General features: G+C 32.1%; 18 protein-coding genes. 9 read left to right on the top strand and 9 right to left on the bottom strand.

Going from position 1 to position 19,957, the window contains the following annotated elements; translation table 11 throughout:
* The first annotated feature begins 326 nt into the window (after positions 1-326).
* The 5 genes from BUR17_RS06580 to BUR17_RS06560 all read left to right on the top strand — a co-directional run bounded on the left by BUR17_RS06580 (position 327) and on the right by BUR17_RS06560 (position 7,168).
* Complete coding sequence (locus BUR17_RS06580; protein ID WP_074229529.1) at positions 327-1,361, top strand: nucleoid-associated protein; 1,035 nt, start codon at positions 327-329, stop codon at positions 1,359-1,361.
* Positions 1,362-1,392: 31 nt separating this feature from the next.
* Positions 1,393-3,120: an RDD family protein gene (locus BUR17_RS06575; RefSeq protein WP_074229528.1), complete on the top strand. Its 1,728-nt coding sequence runs from the start codon at positions 1,393-1,395 to the stop codon at positions 3,118-3,120.
* 242 nt (positions 3,121-3,362) lie between these two features.
* Positions 3,363-5,570, top strand: coding sequence for an ATP-binding protein (locus tag BUR17_RS06570; protein WP_074229527.1), 2,208 nt, complete (start codon positions 3,363-3,365; stop codon positions 5,568-5,570).
* Between the two features lie 9 nt (positions 5,571-5,579).
* Positions 5,580-6,131, top strand: a complete 552-nt coding sequence (locus BUR17_RS06565; RefSeq protein ID WP_074229526.1) for a biliverdin-producing heme oxygenase — start codon at positions 5,580-5,582, stop codon at positions 6,129-6,131.
* Between the two features lie 110 nt (positions 6,132-6,241).
* The gene (locus BUR17_RS06560) at positions 6,242-7,168 is read left to right on the top strand and encodes a malate dehydrogenase (protein ID WP_074229525.1); all 927 of its coding nucleotides are present in this window, start codon (positions 6,242-6,244) and stop codon (positions 7,166-7,168) included.
* Positions 7,169-7,275: 107 nt separating this feature from the next.
* Here BUR17_RS06560 and BUR17_RS06555 read toward each other — a convergent pair whose 3' ends face one another.
* From BUR17_RS06555 to BUR17_RS06535, 5 genes are all read right to left on the bottom strand, one after another.
* Positions 7,276-7,947, bottom strand: a complete 672-nt coding sequence (locus BUR17_RS06555) for an HNH endonuclease (RefSeq protein ID WP_074229524.1) — start codon at positions 7,945-7,947, stop codon at positions 7,276-7,278.
* A gap of 20 nt (positions 7,948-7,967) precedes the next feature.
* The gene (locus BUR17_RS06550) at positions 7,968-8,282 is read right to left on the bottom strand and encodes a hypothetical protein (protein ID WP_074229523.1); all 315 of its coding nucleotides are present in this window, start codon (positions 8,280-8,282) and stop codon (positions 7,968-7,970) included.
* Positions 8,248-8,529 carry a hypothetical protein gene (locus BUR17_RS06545; RefSeq protein WP_143747537.1) on the bottom strand — a complete coding sequence of 94 codons (282 nt, stop codon included), beginning with the start codon at positions 8,527-8,529 and terminating at the stop codon, positions 8,248-8,250. Before BUR17_RS06545 ends, BUR17_RS06550 begins: the two co-directional genes overlap by 35 nt.
* Positions 8,530-8,579: 50 nt before the next feature.
* A complete protein-coding gene (locus tag BUR17_RS06540) occupies positions 8,580-9,083 on the bottom strand; it encodes a hypothetical protein (protein WP_074229521.1) in 504 nt (167 codons plus the stop codon).
* 255 nt (positions 9,084-9,338) lie between these two features.
* Positions 9,339-10,244: an NAD(P)/FAD-dependent oxidoreductase gene (locus BUR17_RS06535; protein WP_074229520.1), complete on the bottom strand. Its 906-nt coding sequence runs from the start codon at positions 10,242-10,244 to the stop codon at positions 9,339-9,341.
* A 99-nt stretch (positions 10,245-10,343) separates the two neighbouring features.
* Here BUR17_RS06535 and BUR17_RS06530 point away from each other — a divergent pair, with 99 nt between their 5' ends.
* Positions 10,344-10,718, top strand: a complete 375-nt coding sequence (locus tag BUR17_RS06530; protein ID WP_074229519.1) for a Fur family transcriptional regulator — start codon at positions 10,344-10,346, stop codon at positions 10,716-10,718.
* Between the two features lie 4 nt (positions 10,719-10,722).
* On the opposite strand, the gene BUR17_RS06525 is transcribed toward BUR17_RS06530, so the two are convergent.
* The 4 genes from BUR17_RS06525 to BUR17_RS06510 form a co-directional block, all read right to left on the bottom strand.
* On the bottom strand, positions 10,723-11,514 hold the full coding sequence (locus tag BUR17_RS06525) for an SDR family NAD(P)-dependent oxidoreductase (protein WP_074229518.1): 792 nt from the start codon (positions 11,512-11,514) through the stop codon (positions 10,723-10,725).
* 51 nt (positions 11,515-11,565) lie between these two features.
* The gene (locus BUR17_RS06520; protein WP_074229517.1) at positions 11,566-12,147 is read right to left on the bottom strand and encodes a TetR/AcrR family transcriptional regulator; all 582 of its coding nucleotides are present in this window, start codon (positions 12,145-12,147) and stop codon (positions 11,566-11,568) included.
* A gap of 104 nt (positions 12,148-12,251) precedes the next feature.
* Complete coding sequence (locus BUR17_RS06515) at positions 12,252-12,962, bottom strand: hypothetical protein (RefSeq protein ID WP_074229516.1); 711 nt, start codon at positions 12,960-12,962, stop codon at positions 12,252-12,254.
* Between the two features lie 116 nt (positions 12,963-13,078).
* Positions 13,079-14,794 carry a S41 family peptidase gene (locus BUR17_RS06510; RefSeq protein ID WP_074229515.1) on the bottom strand — a complete coding sequence of 572 codons (1,716 nt, stop codon included), beginning with the start codon at positions 14,792-14,794 and terminating at the stop codon, positions 13,079-13,081.
* Positions 14,795-15,028: 234 nt separating this feature from the next.
* Between BUR17_RS06510 and pafA the strand changes: the two genes are divergently transcribed.
* From pafA to BUR17_RS06495, 3 genes are all read left to right on the top strand, one after another.
* The gene (gene pafA / locus BUR17_RS06505; protein ID WP_074229514.1) at positions 15,029-16,675 is read left to right on the top strand and encodes an alkaline phosphatase PafA; all 1,647 of its coding nucleotides are present in this window, start codon (positions 15,029-15,031) and stop codon (positions 16,673-16,675) included.
* 110 nt (positions 16,676-16,785) lie between these two features.
* Positions 16,786-17,691, top strand: a complete 906-nt coding sequence (locus tag BUR17_RS06500) for an ABC transporter ATP-binding protein (RefSeq protein WP_074229513.1) — start codon at positions 16,786-16,788, stop codon at positions 17,689-17,691.
* A gap of 3 nt (positions 17,692-17,694) precedes the next feature.
* Positions 17,695-19,923, top strand: a complete 2,229-nt coding sequence (locus BUR17_RS06495) for a redoxin family protein (RefSeq protein ID WP_074229512.1) — start codon at positions 17,695-17,697, stop codon at positions 19,921-19,923.
* Positions 19,924-19,957 lie beyond the last annotated feature (34 nt).

The following is a 19,957-nucleotide window of genomic DNA, read 5'->3' as shown; positions in this document are numbered from 1 at the left end:
CGCTGTGCATTTTGCAAATACCTTTAATGATTGATATTTAAATAATTGTATTTCATTTTCTAAATGAAATGCCTTTGTTTATCTTAAAAAAGAGCATTTATTGTAAAAACTTTGTTTGCCTTGGAAGTAAAAAAACGCAAGGATATACAAAGAATTAATAAAAATACTGCAGTTAGGGTAAACAAAGCCGTTTCACTTATTTTTGAAAGACAAAGATTCAAAATGCTAAAAGGGTTATCAATTAAAGATATTCAGTTAAAGAAAAGATACAATTAGTCGATTTTAATTTTCAGAATAAATATATTTGCAATCCATAAAAATCAGAGATGTTTACAAAAATTGTAGTCCACAGAGTCGGAAATAAAATCAACGGAGAATCACTTATACTTTCACAGGAAGAGCTTCAATTGGATGAAGGCACGGTAGAAATGCTTGAAAATTACTTTTTAGGTTCTTTTAAAACAGAAGAAACCTACCAATTTTACAGCGATTCTTATTTGGTAAATAATCCGGTTTTCAGTTCGGTATCTGAAATTTTTGACGATAAAGCGAAGTTCCTTTGGGAAGCAGAAAATATTGCAAAACATCTTTTCGAAGCTGCAGAAAACCCAAGAGTTCAGGGTGGAGAATTATTCATCGTATTCTTTGAAGACGAAAGAGAAAGTGACGAAAGAGTTGATAAAATAGGGATTTTTAAAACCGAAAAAAGAGATTCTTTCTTAAAGATTTTCCCTAAAAATGGCAGCACCCTGAGCGAAGTCGAAGGGTTTGAAATTGAAAAAGATCAGGGAATCAGCCTTTCAAAAATCGATAAAGCTGCTTTAATCTATAATAACAATAAAGAAAGTGGATATGTACTTTCCGTGGTTGACAACAACAAAAACGGAGATATGTATTACTGGTTTGAAGATTTCTTAAAGGTAAAACAGCGTGACGATGAATATTTTCACACGCAGGAAGCTTTGATGGTTTACAAAGATTATATCACCAAACAGCTTCCTCAGGAATTTGAAGTTTCAAGAGCAGATCAGGCTGATTTTCTGAACCAGTCTATTAATTTCTTTAAAGAAAAAGAAGAGTTTAAACTGGATGAATTTGCTGCTGAAGTTTTGAAAGACGAGCATGTAATTGAAAGTTTTAACAATTATAAAACCGATTACGAACAGGAAATGCAGATCAATATTGCAGAAGAATTCCCGATAAGTGAAGCGGCAGTGAAAAAAACTCAGCGACATTTCAAAAGTATTATTAAATTAGATAAAAATTTCCATATTTACATTCATGGTGATCGAAAAATGCTAGAGCAGGGGCAGGATGAGAAAGGGAAATTTTATATGCTTTATTTTGATAAAGAAGTATAGAGATTAGTTTAAAATAAATTTCGATCATTTTATGGAAAAAAACTACAGATTTATTGCCATCAGTTCGCTGGCAATATCCCTCATTGGTATTTTAAGTTGCTTTTATTCGTTTTTCAGGGTATGGAATGGAGCATCGCAGTTTAATACAATTCCTGAAATTTTTCGAATTTTATTTTCATTCAGCACATTAAATCTAGATTTTACCAATCGATTTGAGCATATTGATATTTGGAATTTTGTCTTTTATCTGTTGCTATTCATTGGTTCGCTGCAGTTCATAAAAACTAAAGGAAAAGAAACCCGCTTCATTGGTTTTGTATTTTCTGTGATTTTTTTTAATGCTATTATTGTGCTTTTACAAAGTACATTTTATAAATTTTTCCTTACAAAATGGCAGGATGTAACGTCTCTGCAAATATTTTCTATAATCATCGGTTATCTTGCTTTAATGGGTGTTTTGTATGTAAGTTATCGAGTTTTAAAACTGATTAAAAGCGAAAAAGAAATAGACGTAATAATAACTGAGAGCAAAACGATCGTTACAGATACCGGAAAGTGGCAGCGTTTCTTTCATTGGTTGGTAGATTTGACGGTGATGTCGTTAGTTGTTATTCCTGTGATTATAAGTTTAGGATATTGGCTTGCAGATTCTGGTATTTTAGACGGAAATGAAACGCTTCAAAAGTTTTTTAGAGGAAGATGGTCTTTGTACACTATTATTTTCGTATTCATTCTTATTTATTATCCGATTTCAGAGATTCTATTTGGGTCATCACCCGGAAAGTTTTTAACGGAATCCAGAGTTGTTAATTCAAAAGCAGAATCCCCTAATTCTCTCACGATATTTTTGAGAACTTTATGCAGGAATATTCCTTTTGATGCGTTGTCTTTTTTCAATAAAAGAGGATGGCACGATTTGTTTTCTGAGACGTATGTGGTGAAAGAGAAAAGAACCGGCTTTAAAACCAATAAACTGCTTTGGATTTTACCGGTTTTAGCAATTTATCTTTTGGTAATGTATTTCGGGAAACGATTTTACACAGAATACAAAGCCAATATTGAATTTAATAATACGATGTCTGAAAAATTAAACTTTTTGGAATCTGAAATTAAAAATCCAAACACCAATCAGTTTTTTGTAGTGAACGATGTTGATTATTACGGAAACATAAAGAATTACGGTTTTAAAATCGAGAAAATTGAAGGCAGCAAAATAACGATCAAAAGAATTATTGGTGAATCTCTGTCTGAATCTAGCTTTGAACAGGCAAAATATCTTTATGAGCAACAGAAAGATACCGCAAAAACATTTGTCATCAGAAAATATGATTTGGTCAATATTTTTCCGAATAATCAGGAAGAGCTTTACCGTCCTGTAAAAACATTAGAATTTTTCGAACCAGGAATTCGCTACGGAATTGAAAATGTTTACCATTTTAATGCACCTTTTTTGAAGGCTCAAATCAGTAAAGATGATAATGATTACACCAATAAAAAAGTGACAATGTATCTTCATAATCTTGGTGCAAGCGGAACAATTACGAATATTAAAAACCAGAATAATGAAATCAGATGGAAAACAAATTTTCCATTAAAAATGAATAATTCTAATTCTTCTCCTGTTGTTATTCAACTGGAAAATTACAATTTCACTGAGCTTAATATTTCGAAAATTGAAGTTCTGGATTCTCTGAATAAAAAGCATTCTTTTATGATAAAAACAGACGGCTTAACGAATGAGATTAGCGAAGTGAAATAATAAATTTTTCGAAAGTTTTCCTATTTTGATTTAAATAGTGTATTTCTAAATTATTTTTAATTTTTAAAGCTTATTTGTATCTTATTTACTTGTGTAATATTTTAATTTTATGAATAACAATATTGTTTTTAATTTAATAAATCATAATTATTGTTAATTATTGTTGTGAATATTATATTGTATACCACACAAGAATTGGCGTAGCATATTATTTAACTATCTTTGTTTTTTATTATCATATTATGAATTTTGTTGAATGTCATGATGAGCCCATTCATATTCCGGGCTACATACAAAGTTTCGGATACTTGATTGGCATTGAGACAACTTCTCTTACCATCTCTTTTTTTAGTGAAAATATTTCAGATGTTTTCAAAATAGAACGTTGCGAAGATCTTTTTGGAAAAAAACTTTCACAGTTTCCTGAGGTTTTCCAGACCGTAATTGATTCTGATATTTTTAAAGATGCAGGATTTCTTTCTAAAAGAGAAAACGAAACTTATTTCGACAAAATTACAGTTGCCGGGAAGCAATATCATTTTTCGGTTTTCAGAGCAAATGATTATATTTTCTTAGAGTTTGAAGCGGTTTATGAAAACCCAAACAAACGGATTACCAATAAATACGATAATTTTTATATTATCGATAACGAGCAGGAAATTTGGGATCAGCTCCTTAATACGATTTCCAATATCATCAATTATGACCGTATTATGGTTTATAAATTTATGAGTGACGGTTCCGGAAAGGTAATTTCAGAAAAAACAAACAATCATCTTGAAAGTTATTTGGGACTTCATTATCCTGAACACGATATTCCGAGACAAGCACGCGAACTTTATAAAAAGAAAAGAAAAAGAATATTTTCTGATGTTTACTCACATCCGGTACGTATTCTGAGTCGAAGCAGAAAGAGTATAGATCTTACTTTCGCAGCTTCCAGAGCGATGTCGCCCATCCACGGTCAATACATAAAAAATTCAGGAGCTTCATCAAGCTTCAGTATTTCAATTATCATTGATGATCAATTGTGGGGATTGGTAACCTGTCAAAATTCTGAACCGAAACATATAGATCTTGAAGATCGTGTACAGGCAGGAATTTTTACTGTTTTGGCATCGAATGCCTATTCATCTTTTAAATCTAAAAAAGAATTAGAATACAGAATTGATCTTAATGAAAAACTGTATGCTCTTAAATCGGAGTTTTTAGAGCACGGTTCTTTGTTTGAGTCTTTGGATTTTAATAAATCTGAATTAAGATTAATGCCAAAAGCCGACGGATTGGCAATTATTTCAGACAACGAGATCGTTACAGACGGAATTACACCAGATCGGGAAATTATCAATAACATTGTAAACTGGGCGTATGAAAATACATCAGACAATGTTTTTATCAGCAACAGTTTTCTGAAAGATTACGGATATGAACTCAACTTAAATTCTGATACTGCAGGAATCATCATCTATTTTGTTGAAAGAAGTAAAAAAGAAATCCTGATATGGTTCAGAAAAGAATTTGACGAACATATTAACTGGGCAGGAAATCCGGAGAAAAAAATTGAAACTTTTTCGAAAAACGGGGAAGAAATAAGAACGGTTTCGCCAAGAGAATCTTTTCAGGTTTTCACCGAAAATATAAAAGGAAAATCTAAAAGATGGAGCTCTAAAAACCAAATTGCGGTGCATCTTATCCGCGATCTTATTTTTGAAACTTCGCATAAACAATATATTACCATCAAAAAACTGAACGATCAGCTGAAAAAAGTAAACGAAGAACTAGACAGTTTTTCGTACACGATTTCGCACGATTTGGGAACACCACTTACCGTGATGAAGCTGAATGCGCAGATGTTGCTCAACAGTTTAGGAGATATAGCAGATAAGGATAAAAATAAAATCAATTCTATTATCGGCGAGATCGATAATATGGCAGAAATGATGCAGAATGTGCTTCAGCTTAGCCGCGCAAAACACAGCGAAATACAGCTTGAAACCATTGAAACCAATCTGACCATTCGGAAAATTACGGAGAACGCAAAAATCACGTACGACAGTCAGAAAAGTATGGTGGTCATTAAAGAATGTCCGGAAGTTTTGGCAGATAAAACGATGCTACATCAGGTATTTTTAAATATAATCAATAACGCTGTAAAATATTCGTCGGATAGAGAACAGCCGATTATTGAAATAGAAGGCACAGAAGCCGGAGATCAAATTATCTACAGAATTAAAGACAACGGCATCGGAATTCCTGAAGAAAATAAACATAGAATGTTTAAAATTTTCAACAGAATGGATAATGCCAAAAAGTTTAAAGGAAATGGAGTAGGCCTTTCAATCGTTCACAGAATTATGAATAGATTGGGCGGAAATGTAGATTATGAAAGTAATAAAGAGGGAACTTGCTTTATTTTGACGTTTCAAAAACCTAAATTTGTGAAAATTTAAAACAAAAATATGGTATCTGAATATCTAAAAAAAAATACGGCGGAGTATCACGATGCTGCTGAAAAGCTTTTTAATTCTGAGAAAATTTTTAATAAAACTTTCACTTTAGAAGATTATAAGAAAATCATTAATACCAATTATCTGATGCTTCTTCACAGTGAAAACAAAATATTCAACAATCTTTCTGAAAGATTTTCTGAAAAACTTCAATTAGATCAAAGAGTAAAGCTTCCTTTAATCGAAAAAGATTTGTCAAGTTTAGCTTTAGAAAACCAAACAGCTTCTCACGATTTTGAATTGACGAATGAGCATGAAGCTTTAGGAGCAATGTATGTCATTGAAGGTTCTACTTTGGGGGGAAATGTTATTGCAAAACAATTATCTAAAACAGAAGGTTTTGATGATGTAACATTCAATTTTTTCGGATGTTATCAGGAAAATACGGGACCAATGTGGAAGAATTTCAAAGAAGTTTTAGACACTGAAGTTACCGAAGAAAACTACGGCGAAGTATTATCAGGAGCTAAAAAATTATATACGTTTTTACTAAGCGTTAATTAATTTCCTTAAATAAGAATTAAAATTCCCGAAAGATTGCTCAATTTTTCGGGAATTTGTACATTTGGGAAGCAAAAAATTAGACTAACAAATAAATAATAAAAAGTAACATTATGAAAGTAACTGTAGTAGGTGCAGGCGCTGTAGGTGCAAGTTGTGCAGAATACATCGCAATGAAAGACTTCTGTTCAGAAGTAGTTTTAGTAGATATCAAAGAAGGTTTTGCTGAAGGAAAAGCAATGGACTTGATGCAGACTGCATCTTTGAACGGATTTGATACAAAAATTACAGGTACAACAGGAGATTACAGCAAAACAGCAGGTTCTCATGTAGCAGTAATTACTTCTGGTATCCCAAGAAAACCGGGAATGACCAGAGAAGAATTAATCGGTATCAACGCGGGAATCGTAAAAGAAGTTACTGAAAACTTAGTAAAAAATTCTCCGGAAGTAATCATCATCGTGGTTTCTAACCCAATGGATACTATGGCTTATTTGGTACACAAAACTTCAGGTCTTCCTAAGCACAAAATCATCGGTATGGGTGGTGCTTTAGATTCTGCAAGATTCAAATACAGATTGGCTGAAGCTTTAGAAGCTCCAATCTCTGATGTAGACGGAATGGTGATCGCTGCTCACAGTGATACAGGAATGCTTCCTTTATTGAGCAAAGCAACAAGAAACGGAGTTCCTGTAACTGAGTTCCTTGACGAAGCGAAACAAAAATATGTAATCGAAGAAACTAAAGTTGGTGGTGCTACATTAACTAAATTATTAGGTACTTCAGCTTGGTATGCTCCAGGTGCTGCAGTTTCTGTAATGGTTCAGGCAATTGCTTGTGACCAAAAGAAAATGATCCCTTGTTCATTAATGCTTGACGGAGAATATGGCGAAAGCGATATCTGTCTTGGTGTTCCTGCAATTATCGGGAAAAACGGTGTTGAAAGCATCGTAACAATTTCTTTAACTGAAGAAGAAAAAGCTAAATTTGCTGAAGCTGCACAAGCAGTAAGAGAAGTAAATGGTGATTTGAAGTTTTAATTGATTAAGCTTTATATAAATGAAATCCGTATCGTAAGATGCGGATTTTTTTTGTTTACCCAAATGTTTTTCGATTATAATAATTATACAACTAAATCTTAATAATCTTAATTATTATTGTGTGATATTATTTTTTTTAATTCTTCTAATGAGAGAACGTAGTTTTTTTTCCTATGAACCATTCTATGACAATTTGAACAAAGTGGCATTAAATCTCTACTAGCATCAACGATTTTGGACTTATTATAGGTGCTAAGAGGTGTTATATGATGAATTTCAATAAATCCATCTCCAATGCTTCCATATGCCTTTTCAAAATTAAAGCCACATCCAAAACATGTTGTACCATGTATTTTAATTGCATCACTTCGTAACGCTAAATCTCTTTCAGCCATTTTTGATATAACAACTTTTTTTCCTCCTTCGGTTCTTAATTGGTAAACTTCATTTAAATCCGGCTGATTTACATTAAAGTTAGAAACTTCAATTGTTCTACAAAATTCTATATATCTTTTAAATGCATTGGTTTTCCTATTTCTTTGAATCTTTTCTTCATTAATGACTTTAGGAATGCTATAAAGTTGATCAAAATAGATGCTAAGAATTTCAATATCAGTAATGTTAAAAAGCGAAGTAAAACTATTTTCTAAATGATATTTTATATCGGAAGATATTAATTCTATTGATTGTCCATATGTATAAACTGTTGATGATGCATATTTTCTTCCATATGTGTTCACTGATGATAAATATTTTACAAATTCTTCTTTTGATGTCATCTTGATATTAATTTGATTAACTACTTTATTTTCTTTAAAACCTCCAATAATTCAGGAATTTTATTAACCTGTGATTCTGTCCAAAAGTAATGCTCATTGTCAATAACACCATAGTCTTTTAAGTAAATAGAAATTCTTCGTGTGTTTTTCTCAATGTAGAAATTGAATGATATTTCTTTAGAATTGAAAATGTAAGTTGTAGATTGTTTCTTTTCTGTTTTATCCTTTAAGTTGGGAATTATATATTGTTCTAAAAATTGAATAAATTCTTCAACTTCATTTAAGTCAAGCCATGAAGTTTTAAAAAAACGATCTTGATTTTCCCATAAAATCATATTTTGCATTCATCTCAACTTGAATGGATTTGATTTTTTGGTTAGTTTTTAGATCAATAGCTTCAACAGGAAAAAAAGAAACTTCTTCTCCTATTCCTGATTTGAAATCTGCAGTTATATTCCAGTTTTTATTGACTTGCGTAAACTCTGCGTTATTAATGAATTTGCGGGTACTGGAATTTTCTTTTTGTTGTGCAAAAGTGTGTAAGCACAATGATAAAAAGAAGACAGTTATAACTCTCCTCATGATAAATAGTTTTATTGTTTTTAGTTTTCGGCTTAAATATAATAATTAACTTAATATATATCAAATGTTTGAGCTAAACTTTCCCATTTGTTTTTTTCATAATAATCAAGTTTGCTATAACCGTTTATATTATTGATTGTATAAACAGCTTTTATATTTTTTGAATCATTCTCATCATTATGCAGTGCAGTTACAGGGTTATCTGGAAATCTTGCACTATTTGGTTTTTTGAAAAATACAAAAATCTGAAAGTATCCATTGCTATAATTAGGTTTAACAGATGAACAATAACTTTTTATTTGCTCTAAACTGATATCTTCTCTAACCTCAAAAAGAGTCATTTGATTGTAATTGCCATCATTTCTTATTTCTTGTTTAGAGTCAATTTTTTTAATGAGATTTTTGTCCATAAGTTTAGTGGTTATTTTTTCTTGTTGAGTTTTGATTATCTTAACTGAATCAGTATTTGAGATTTCTTGTATTGCTTTCTTTTTGTTGCAACTAAAAGAAACTAAAATTAAAGTACAAGTTAATAGATTGATTAAATTTTTCATTTTTTTTGATTGTTTATCAAAAGTAAGAACATCATTTATTAGTTAATTACGGAAAGCCATAATTACTATTCTATTTACAACAAATTATTATCACTAGTAGTCAGCTTTTAGATAAAACGAGAAACAAGCTTTGGTCAAAGATACTTGACTAAAGCTTGTTGTAATTTGAGAAAGATAAATTTACAATATGATAAAATATTGAACTTAAAAATAAATAATTTTAGAAACTCCTAAATTCTCAGATTTAATCTTTATTTAAAAACAATCCGTCACCAATTCCATATTTACCATTGCGCCGGCTACATTTCCTGTCATTACTGCGTTGGAAACCGAGCGCATCATTGAAGAATTATCACCACAGACAAAAAGACCTGGAATATTTGTTTTCTGAAACTGATCGGTTTTAATGTGACCAAATTCTGTAAACTCACACCCTAAATTTTTTGGAATTTCTGAATGCTGATGAAAAGGAAAAGCTCCATAAACTGCTTCAAATTTTATTTCTGTTCCGTCTGAAAAAATGATGCTTTCCGCGATTCTGTTATTGTTTTTCAATTCAGCGATTTCATTTTCAATGATTTGAATATTGTTTCGCTTTAATTTTTCTCTTTGCTCATCGGTGAAATTGGCTTTTTCTCTTGTGATAAGCGTAACATCTTCGGTTAAATTTTTAACAAGCGAAGAAATATGTACGGCTTTATCTCCATTGGCAATAATTGCCGTTTTTTTGCCTTTGTATTCATAACCGTGACAATAAGGACAATGGATCAGAGATATGCCCCAAGATTCTTTAAAACCTTTGATATTTGGAATTTCATCAGTAATTCCGGTTGCAATAATCAGTTTTTTTGAACGAAATTTTTCTCCTTTTTCTGTTGTAACTTCAAAAACTGTTTCAGATTTTTTAGCATCAACCGCTTTTCCTTGATGAAAGTGTATGGTTTCGTATTCGCCTACTTGTTTTCGTGCATTTTCTGCAATTTCTTTGGGAGATTTTCCGTCCTGTGTAAGGAAATTATGGGAATGTGGAGTTTGTTCATTGCAAGGTTTTCCATTGTCTATGACCAAAGTTTTTCTTAATGATCTTCCTAAAGCCATTGCTGCAGAAAGCCCGGAGTAACTTCCGCCAATAATGATTACTTCGTATTCTGTTTCATTCATAGTTTCTGATTTTAGAGATTTCCAAAAAAAATTTTAGGTTGAAAAGTTTGGCAAAGTTAGAATAAATTTTTATTATTGCAACATAATCGCATTAATAAAATGATAAGAAGAAGTACCCCAACGAAAGAGGCTGTTTTGAATGTTTTAGCAGGCTCTCGAAAAGCGATGAGTTCAGATGCAGTGATGCAGAAAGTCGATATCAGTATTGATCGTGCAACAATCTACCGTGTTCTCAATAGATTCTGCGAAGACGGAATTCTCCATAGAATTGTTGCAGAAGACGGAAAACAGTATTTTGCTGTTTGTATAAAATGTGATGAAAAAAAACTGGCAGATCATCATTTTCATTTCAGATGTACAAAATGCGAAACGATAGAATGTCTGCCGAATGAAGTTCAGTTTTCCCTAGAAAAAGGATATTTAGTGGCAAGCGTAAATTGTATTTTAACAGGAATTTGTAAAGATTGCGCTTAAAGTTTTATATAGTTTTTAAAACACCGCCATCTGCTCGCAAACTTGCTCCGTTTGTAGCAATTGACAAAGGACTTGAAAGATAAGTCACTAAGTTTGCAATTTCTTTTGGATCAATAAATCTTTGTAGTAAAGAATCAGGGTTAGTTTGCTGTACAACGGCAGATTTCATTTGCTCTACTGTGATGTTTTGTGTTTTGGCAAAATGTTCAATTGTTGAAGCTACACCATCAGAATAAGTTGGCCCTCCAAGGATGGTGTTAACGGTAACTTCTGTTCCTTTTGTCAGTTTAGATAATCCGTTGCCAATTGCCATCATCGATGCTTTTGTCATTCCGTAATGAATCATATTTCCGGGAATATTCATTCCAGATTCACTACTAATAAAAATTATTCTACCCCAGTTTTTCTCAAGCATTTTTGGTAAAAGATGTCTGGATAATTTTACAGAACTCATTACATTAATTTCAAAAATAGTATACCAATCTTCATCAGAAATAGCTGAAAAATCTTTCAGCTCGAAAATACCTACATTGTTAATCAGAATATCAATATTGTTCAATAAATTCAGGAGATTATTTACTTCTTCTTTGCTTGAAAAATCCGCTGAAATTCCTGAAACTTTTGAGTCTGGAAATTGCTTTTGTAATTTTAGAACAGCTTTTTCTGTTTTCTCTTTGTGTCTTCCGTTGATGATTACTTCTGCGCCTTCCTGCAATAATTGTTGAGCAATGGCAAAACCAATTCCTTGTGTAGAACCGCTGATGAAAGCTGTCTTTGATGTTAATTCTAAATTCATTTATATAAAATTTTATTTTTGTAATGATTAATCCAAAAATGAGTAAAAAAATTAGCTGAGAACAGCCAATTGCATTTCTATTTGTTGGGAAAGTATCTTTTTGTCGGGATACATTCTTCTTAAAGTATTCAGTCCGCACCAGAAAGTGATGAGGTATTTCCCTAAAATAGCAGCATCGGTCTGGTTTTTTATTTTACCTTTTTCCTGAGCTTTTTTAATCGTTTCGCTGTACATTTCTTCCACTTCCTTGAGGATTTGTACAGCTTCATCTTTCAAATCATTATCTATGAAAGTCATTTCCACGATGGTGTTGGCAATGATGCAGCCACGTAAATGTGAATTTTCATTTTCGTTTGCAATACCTCTGAAGAAATTTTTGATCAGCTCAATTGGGTCTTCGTTGTTTTCTAGTTCAAGCTTAAATTCGGCAAAAGCTTTTCGTCTTAAATTGATTGCTTCTTTAAAAACCTGTTTTTTACCACCCTTAAAAGAGTTGTAAAAACTTCCGCTTCCTGCTCCGGTAATTGTCAACAAATCATTTAAAGAGGTTGCAGTATAACCTTTTTTCCAGAAAATTTCTTGCGCTTTCTGAATCAGTTCTGAGTTGTCATGAATGTTGGGCCTTCCTCTCATTTTATTTTGTAATGATTGGTACAAAAATAATAAAAATATCTGAAATTAATTTCATCCATAAAAAAAACACACCGAAATGTGTTTAGTTATTTTAAGATGACGATTTACTTTTTCTTTTTATTTAAGGTGTCTGTCTTTGGTTTTTCATCTACAATTGACATTTTATTTTCAAAAGGTTTAGCTTCTAAAACCGTGATGCTGGTTTGGTCTTTTCCGAGATTGTATTGCACAAAAACTGTTTTTTCGGCAGATCGGATGATGTAGGTATTTACATTTTTCCAGTTGTTGCAGGAGTGCATGTAACCTAAGTTGTAAGCTTCCGGATCTTCTTTTTTTATACGTTCTTCTTCGCCCTCTCTTAAAGCTTCACCAGTGTTGATTTTTACACCTCCGACATTTTTAATTAATTCATCAAAACTTTTCTGAATTTCAAGTGGAGAAAATTTCTTGTCTTTAAACTCTTCAGAAATCCTAATCTCGGCTTTGTAAGTTTTGCCTTCCATTGAAGTATATGAACCATGATCGTAAAAATATTCTTTATCAAAATCTTTGGTTTGTCCGTCTCCGTGATAAGAATTTGGATCGGTGAAAGTATAACCTTCAGGAAGCTGGAAGTAAGGAAATGTTCCATGGAATTTATCAGTAACAGGAATTTTACTAATGTTATAGCCGGTGTCTGAAATTACTTCTGAAGAAGTTTCACTTTTATCGGTGTTTGTATTTTCTGTTTTAGTAAGAGCCTGATTCTCATCTTTCTTATTGCACGACCACAAAGTAAGCGCTACCAAAGCACTTGTTAAAAGCATATTCTTCATAATTCAATAGGTTGAGAGGTGTAATTCTGCGTTTTTGTGGTAGCAAAATTGGTGCTAAAGAAGATGAAAAAAGTTTAAAATTATGTTAAATTGTAAATAATGAAATGATGTCGAAATTATTTTAAAGCATTTAAAACTCTCTCAAATTCCAAATCTTTTTTATCTAAAAAATCCTGATCTTTATATTTGATCATTTCATCAATTCTCACTCCTGTTTGTTGGGTTTGCGAATTGCCGGGATAAAAAATTCCGTTTCCGGTAAATTCTAAAAGATAATTTCCGGGAAGATTTACTTTGACTACATCACCGTCTGCACCGGCAGTTTGTTGCCCGATTGTAATTGACTGAGGGAATATTTTTTGCAAACTCATGGTGTACCATTCACTTGCGCTTCGGGATTCAGGATTAACGATAATAAAAACTTTACCGGAGTACGGCATCGTCTTCATATCTTTTATTTCAGGGAAATAATGATAAGAATCTTTCAGATAAACAAAAGTGCCTATGTTTTTAAGATTTGGAGCATAATATTTATAAAAATAATTTTCGGAAGGTGAAAAGTATTTATAAACATAATGGAAAATAAATCCACCCCAATCCGGATAACCTCTCATATCAAAAACAATTGCTTTTTTCTTTGATGCGTCTATAATAATGTTTTCCATTTTTTTATCAATCTTATCGTCATCCACATCATTGATGAATTGTAGCGTGTTATTAATATTAAAATAGGCAATATCTTTATTAATTAGCTCTCGGGTAGCCCATTTTTGGTTCTTATTGTTTATATAATTTGAAAGTACATTGACCTGTATTTTATCTAAAGTGTTTACAAGTTCGATATTTGTCGTAAATGCTTTGTTACCGGATTTTACCTTTAATAATTTTTGCGGAGAATTATCTGACCAAATAAGATTGTTTTGGTAGGATGAAAGCTCGAATATTAACTTTTCACGATTAGAAACAGAAAGTAGCCTGCTTTTCTCATCGATGATCTGTGATATTTTTTTACCGTTAATTTCTGTGATGTGATCTCCTTTTTTGATGTTTGCTTTTGTACAAATCTCGGGAAATACGATGTCGGTAACCAAGAGATAATTGTCTACAATCTTATAGTCGAAAGGAGAATAATAAGAGGCGTTAAACAAAAAATCGTTTCTGTAATTGAGTTCACGATAAAATTTAAAAGCATGGCTGTCTTTCATTTTAGAAACGAGTTTTGCCAGGATGATCTCAAAATCTTTCCTTGAAGTTACTTTTGAGTTTTCGTTTAAACTGTATTTAAAATATTCCTCAAAACCTTTATCCATAATATATTTGTGAGGAAAAAGATAATCTACAACTCCCTGTATTTTTGCTAAAGCGAGTAAACGATATTCAATAGAAATATTTTCGGTTTTTGGAAATGGATATTTTTTTTCGTCACTTACTAATTTTCCTTTTGGAAGGTCTTCAAAATTATAACGGTGATTGTAAATCGAGTTGAGTACCTTTTTATTTTCAGAGCTTATTTTTCTGTTTTTCTGAAACCAATTGAGGTTTTGATTTTTTGTAAAAACATCCAGTGATGTTTCAGAAGGAGCAGAAGCTGTAAATTTTTTATTGAGTTTTCCTGTTAATTTTTCAACAATAGAATTAAAATCATCTTGTGAACTGATATTTTTCACATTCACCAAAAACAAACTGTCGGCATCAATTTTTCCGCTTGCTAAATCGGGATGATAATATTTAATGAAATTCCAGGTTTTGATGAAGTCATAATACTGATCTTTCTGAGCGAAAATGTATTGATGAAATAAAAAAAAGATAAGAAGAACTGATGTTTTTTTCATGGTGATAAGTAATTTTTAAAGATAACAGATATTTGTGAATTGAAAATATTTAAAATCAATAAGTTGAAACTTTTGTCTTTATTGTCATCAAAACAATAATCATATTAATCTTATGTGTAAAAATCCGAAAAATTTCCTTTCTCGAAATACAATTATGCCTCATTAAATTTAATTGAAATTTCACACACCAAAACTTTCAAAACCCGTAAATTTGTGGCACTAAAAAGTTATTCAATGTTTAGGAAAATTTCAATTGCTGCAGCTGCATTGCTGTCTGTAATTACAATCAATGCTCAGAAAAATAAAAACAATCAGGTTGACAGACCCAAATTGGTAGTAGGTTTGGTCATCGATCAGATGAGGTGGGATTATCTTTACCGATATTACAGCAAATACGGGAATGATGGTTTCAAAAGGCTTTTAAATAAAGGATATTCTTTAAATAATGTACATATTCCTTATGTTCCTACGGTTACGGCTTTGGGACATACTTCCATTTATACAGGCTCGGTTCCAGCGATTCACGGAATTGCCGGAAATGACTGGACAGACAAAGAAACCGGAAAAAATGTGTACTGTACAACCGATGAAAATGTACAGCCTGTAGGTACAACCAATGTAAAAGTAGGAAGTCATTCTCCGAAAAATCTTTGGTCTACAACCGTTACAGACGAATTAAGATTAGCAACTAATTTTCAGGGAAAAGTAGTTGGAGTTTCTTTAAAAGATAGAGCTTCAATTCTTCCGGCTGGTCATACTCCAAATGGAGCATATTGGTTTGACGATTCTACTGGAGATTTTATTACGAGCACTTGGTATATGAATGATTTGCCTCAATGGGTAAAGTCTTTCAATTCTCAAAATCTTCCGGATCAATTGGTAGCAAATGGTTGGAATACTTTATTACCAATCAATCAATATACTGAAAGTTCGCCAGACAATTCTCCTTGGGAAGGGCTTTTAGGAAGTTCAAAAACACCTGTTTTTCCTTACAGTAATTTGGCTGAAGATTATAAAACTAAAAAAGACAACATCCGTTACACGCCTTTTGGAAATACTTTAACTTTAAAACTGGCTGAAGCTTCTGTGGAAGGTGAAAATTTAGGAGCTGATGAAGTGACTGATATTTTAGCCATCAATTTAGCTTCAACAGATTATGCCGGACATAAATTTGGTCCGAATTCTATTGAAGTAGAAGATGTTTACCTGAGATTGGATCAGGATCTAGCTCAATTTTTCAAATATCTAGACGGAAAAGTTGGGAAAAACCAATACACCGTTTTTGTTTCTGCAGATCATGGTGGAGCGCATTCTGTAGGTTTCCTGAAAGAACATAAAATCAACACAGGATTTTTTGGTGAAGGAATGGAAAAGAGCTTAAATGAAAAACTGAAAGCTAAGTTTGGAGTTGATAAATTAATTAACGGAGTTGATAATTACCAAATTTATTTCGACAGAAAATTAATGGCTGATAACAATCTTGAGTTGGAAAATATTAAAGAATTTGCGATCCACGAACTGGAAAAAGATCCGACAGTTTTATACGCAGTTTCTACAACAGAAGTACAGGAAGCGACAATTCCGGAGCCGATCAAACAAAGAATTATTAACGGAATCAACAGACAGAGAAGTGGTGATATTCAGCTGATTTCTCATGATTCTATGCTTCCTCCGTATTCAAAAACAGGAACAACACACAGCGTTTGGAATTCTTACGACGCTCACATTCCTTTGATTTTTATGGGATGGGGAATTAAACATGGTGAAAGCAACAAACAATATCATATGACCGATATTGCTCCGACGGTTTCAGCATTGTTACACATTCAGTTTCCAAGTGGAAATGTGGGTAATCCAATTACTGAGGTTTTAGGAAAGTAAAATAACTTTTATAAAAAAATATTATAGAAATGCACTTACATTGTAGGTGCATTTTTGTTTTAATATGTAACAATCTTGTGATTAAATCTACTCATAACATCAAAAACTATATGGAAAACATTATAGAAATCAATAATCTCAATTTTGGTTTCGACAGTCAGAAGCTTATTCTGAAAAATGTGAATCTTAAAGTTCCAAAAGGTTCAATCTATGGTTTTCTTGGCGCAAACGGAGCAGGGAAATCTACGACGATGAGACTGATTATGGGATTGTTTAACGATAAAACCAATTCGGTAAAAGTTTTCAATCAGAATGTTTCTGAAATTTATCCTGAAGCTTTACAAAATATTGGTGCATTGATCGATTATCCGGCTTTCTACGATCATCTTTCTGGATATGATAATTTAAAAATTGTCTGCATTATCAAAAATCTGAATACTCAGACTATCGATGAGGTTCTGGAAACCGTTGGTCTTTCTCATGCCCGAAATATTAAAATGAAGAAATATTCTTTAGGGATGAAGCAAAGACTTGCGATTGCTTTAGCGTTGATCAGTAATCCTGAACTTTTGGTATTGGATGAGCCTGTTAATGGATTAGATCCGAACGGAATGCTTGAAGTACGAGAATTGCTCATTAAACTCAACCGTGAAAAGGGAGTCACTGTTTTCATATCGAGTCATTTATTGCTGGAAATCGATAAAATGGTAACGCATTTAGGAATTATCTCCAACGGCGAAATTAAATTTGAAGGAAGCAAAGAACAGCTTAATGATTTATATAAATTTCAAAAAACAAAATTTCATTTGAATAATGCTGAAAAATTTAATAATGTTTTAAAAAGCCAATATGAAACAGAACTGAAGTCTGAAACTGAAATCTCAGTTGTTACGAATTCTCAAATGGAAATTGCTGCAATCAACACGCTTTTGGTGAATAATGGTGCTCAGATTTATCAGATTTCTGCAGCAGGAGGTCTTGAAGAATGGTTTATGGAAATTACAAAACAAAACTAAAAGATGAAAAAAGAATTAAAATATATTAAAACTGCTTTTGCAGCAGAATGGCTTAAAACAAAGAACCTTGGATTGCTCATTTTAGCACTTTTCTTCGCATTGGTACTTCCTGTTTTAAGCATTGTTGTGCAGATTTTTAATGAGAGCTCAAGAAAATATGATGGTGTACTTACCTCTGTAACCAAAGATTCTTTAATCGATGGAGTAGGTTCTTTCGGAACATTTTTTATGCTTCTTTTCATAATTATTGCCGCAACAAGAATTGCACAGACCGATCATAAAAACAACGGCTGGACTTTCCTTGAAACGCAGCCTTTAAGTAAATTCAGTATTTACTCGGGGAAATTTTGGGTTTTAGTAGCACTTACCACGATTTCTTTGGTTACGTTTTTTGTTGCTACGATGATTTCAGGTTTCCTGGCTCAGGTTTTATTTCCTCAGGAGAATTTAACGTATGCCGTAGATTTTTATTGGGTTTCGCAGACTTTTGTAAGAATGTTTGTTTTGAGTTTAGGCATTATTTCGCTTCAGATGATGTTGTCTATTATAATTCCCGGGTTTATATGGCCATTTGTTATTGGTTTTGTAGGCTTTGTAATTAATATTGTAGGTAAAATAAGACAGGAAACTTATGATTATTCTCCTTACAACAATATCGATACAGCACTTTTTTATAAAGACTCTTATAAGTTGAATCACTTTTTTAATTATACAGAATACTTAAGCCTTTTTTGGGCAATTGTATTTTTTGTGATAGGTTATATTTGGTACAGTAGAAGAGGATTTAAAAATGCTTTTCTGAGAAACGGAGGAACAATTGTTAAAACTTTAATAGGAATAATAGTTTTTGCTGGAATTTATTTCTTTATTACTAAACCAGATTATCCGCAAAAAGATCATGCAGTCACTTCAATTCAGGGAAGTATTTATTCACCTAATGAAGTGAAAACTGTAAAAATTGTTTCTGAGGAATTAAAAGAACCTTTAGCCGATATTCCTGTGAAAAATGGTAAATTTTCTTGGGAATCTAAAAATAATTTAGATCTGGCTACATATATTTTAATTGTTGATAAAAAACAGTATCCTTTTGTCTTGTCTAAAGGCGATCAAATAAATTTTGATATTAAATCTGATCCTAAACATTTTGAAGTTACATTAAAAGGAACCCGAAAAGCAGAAGACCAATATGTGATTGCAAAATCAGGCAGATTTTCTATGTTTTACTCATTTATTGTTGCCGATAAACAATTAACCAATGATCCTGAAGAGTTTTATAAAGCGGCAAATGAAGAATGGGAAGAAGGAAAAAAATATCTTGGAAATTACCGCACAAAAGAGAATATTTATTTTGCAGACGATTTCAGACAGTTTCAGCAGCAGAAAAATGCGGTTGCTCTTTTGAATGCCATTTATGATTATCAGAAGATGACCTCATTTACAAATAAGAAATTTGCAGCGCCTCAAGATTTAATGAAAGAGCTTCAGGATATTGTGAAAAAGCCGACTTCAATGCTTTTATCAAATGTAGATTACAAGAATTGGAAATTAAAAGAATTTTTACCAAAAGATGGAGCAAAAAATCCTGATAGCATCGTTTTTGTAAAACTTTCACAAATGCCTAAAAGCTTAGAAAAAGATCAGTTGCTTTCTTTTCAGATGTTGAAAGTGATGAATTTGATTAAAGATGAAAATCAGCGTAACGAACTGTTCAAAAAGAAGTTTTCAGAATTTCAAAATTCTAAATATCAAATGTTTGTGGGCTCTCAGTTGCAGGTGATCAACAATCAGCAAAAAGGAAAACCTTTTCCTGCCATTGCATTTGAAGACGAATCTGGTAAGAAAATGAGTTTGGCTAAATTTAAAGGCAAATATGTGGTGATTGATCTTTGGGCTACTTGGTGTGCTCCTTGTAGAGAGACAACTCCTGTTTTTGAATATCAAGCCAATAAATATTCATATAATGATAAACTGGTATTTCTTTCCGCAAGCATTGATGCAGATAAAAATAAATGGAAACTTGATTTGAAAAATAAGAAATCTGCAGTCATTCAATGGTGGATCTCTGACCCTAATGTTCTAAATAATCTGGGTGTAGAAGGAATTCCGAGATTTATAATGATTGATCCTGAAGGAAAAATTTACAATGCCAATCTTCCAAGACCTGACGAGACCAATTTTATTAATATTATTGATGAGATTTCCGAGAATAATAATTTTACCGTTAGTTTTTAAATAAAATTTGATTCTTTAAATACAAAAAGCCGTA

Origin of the sequence: Chryseobacterium scophthalmum, from assembly GCF_900143185.1 — a bacterium.
In the GTDB taxonomy this organism is placed as follows: Bacteria; Bacteroidota; Bacteroidia; order Flavobacteriales; family Weeksellaceae; genus Chryseobacterium; species Chryseobacterium scophthalmum.
Note: the sequence above shows the minus strand (reverse complement) of the source record. Positions and strands in the feature narration are given on the sequence as shown.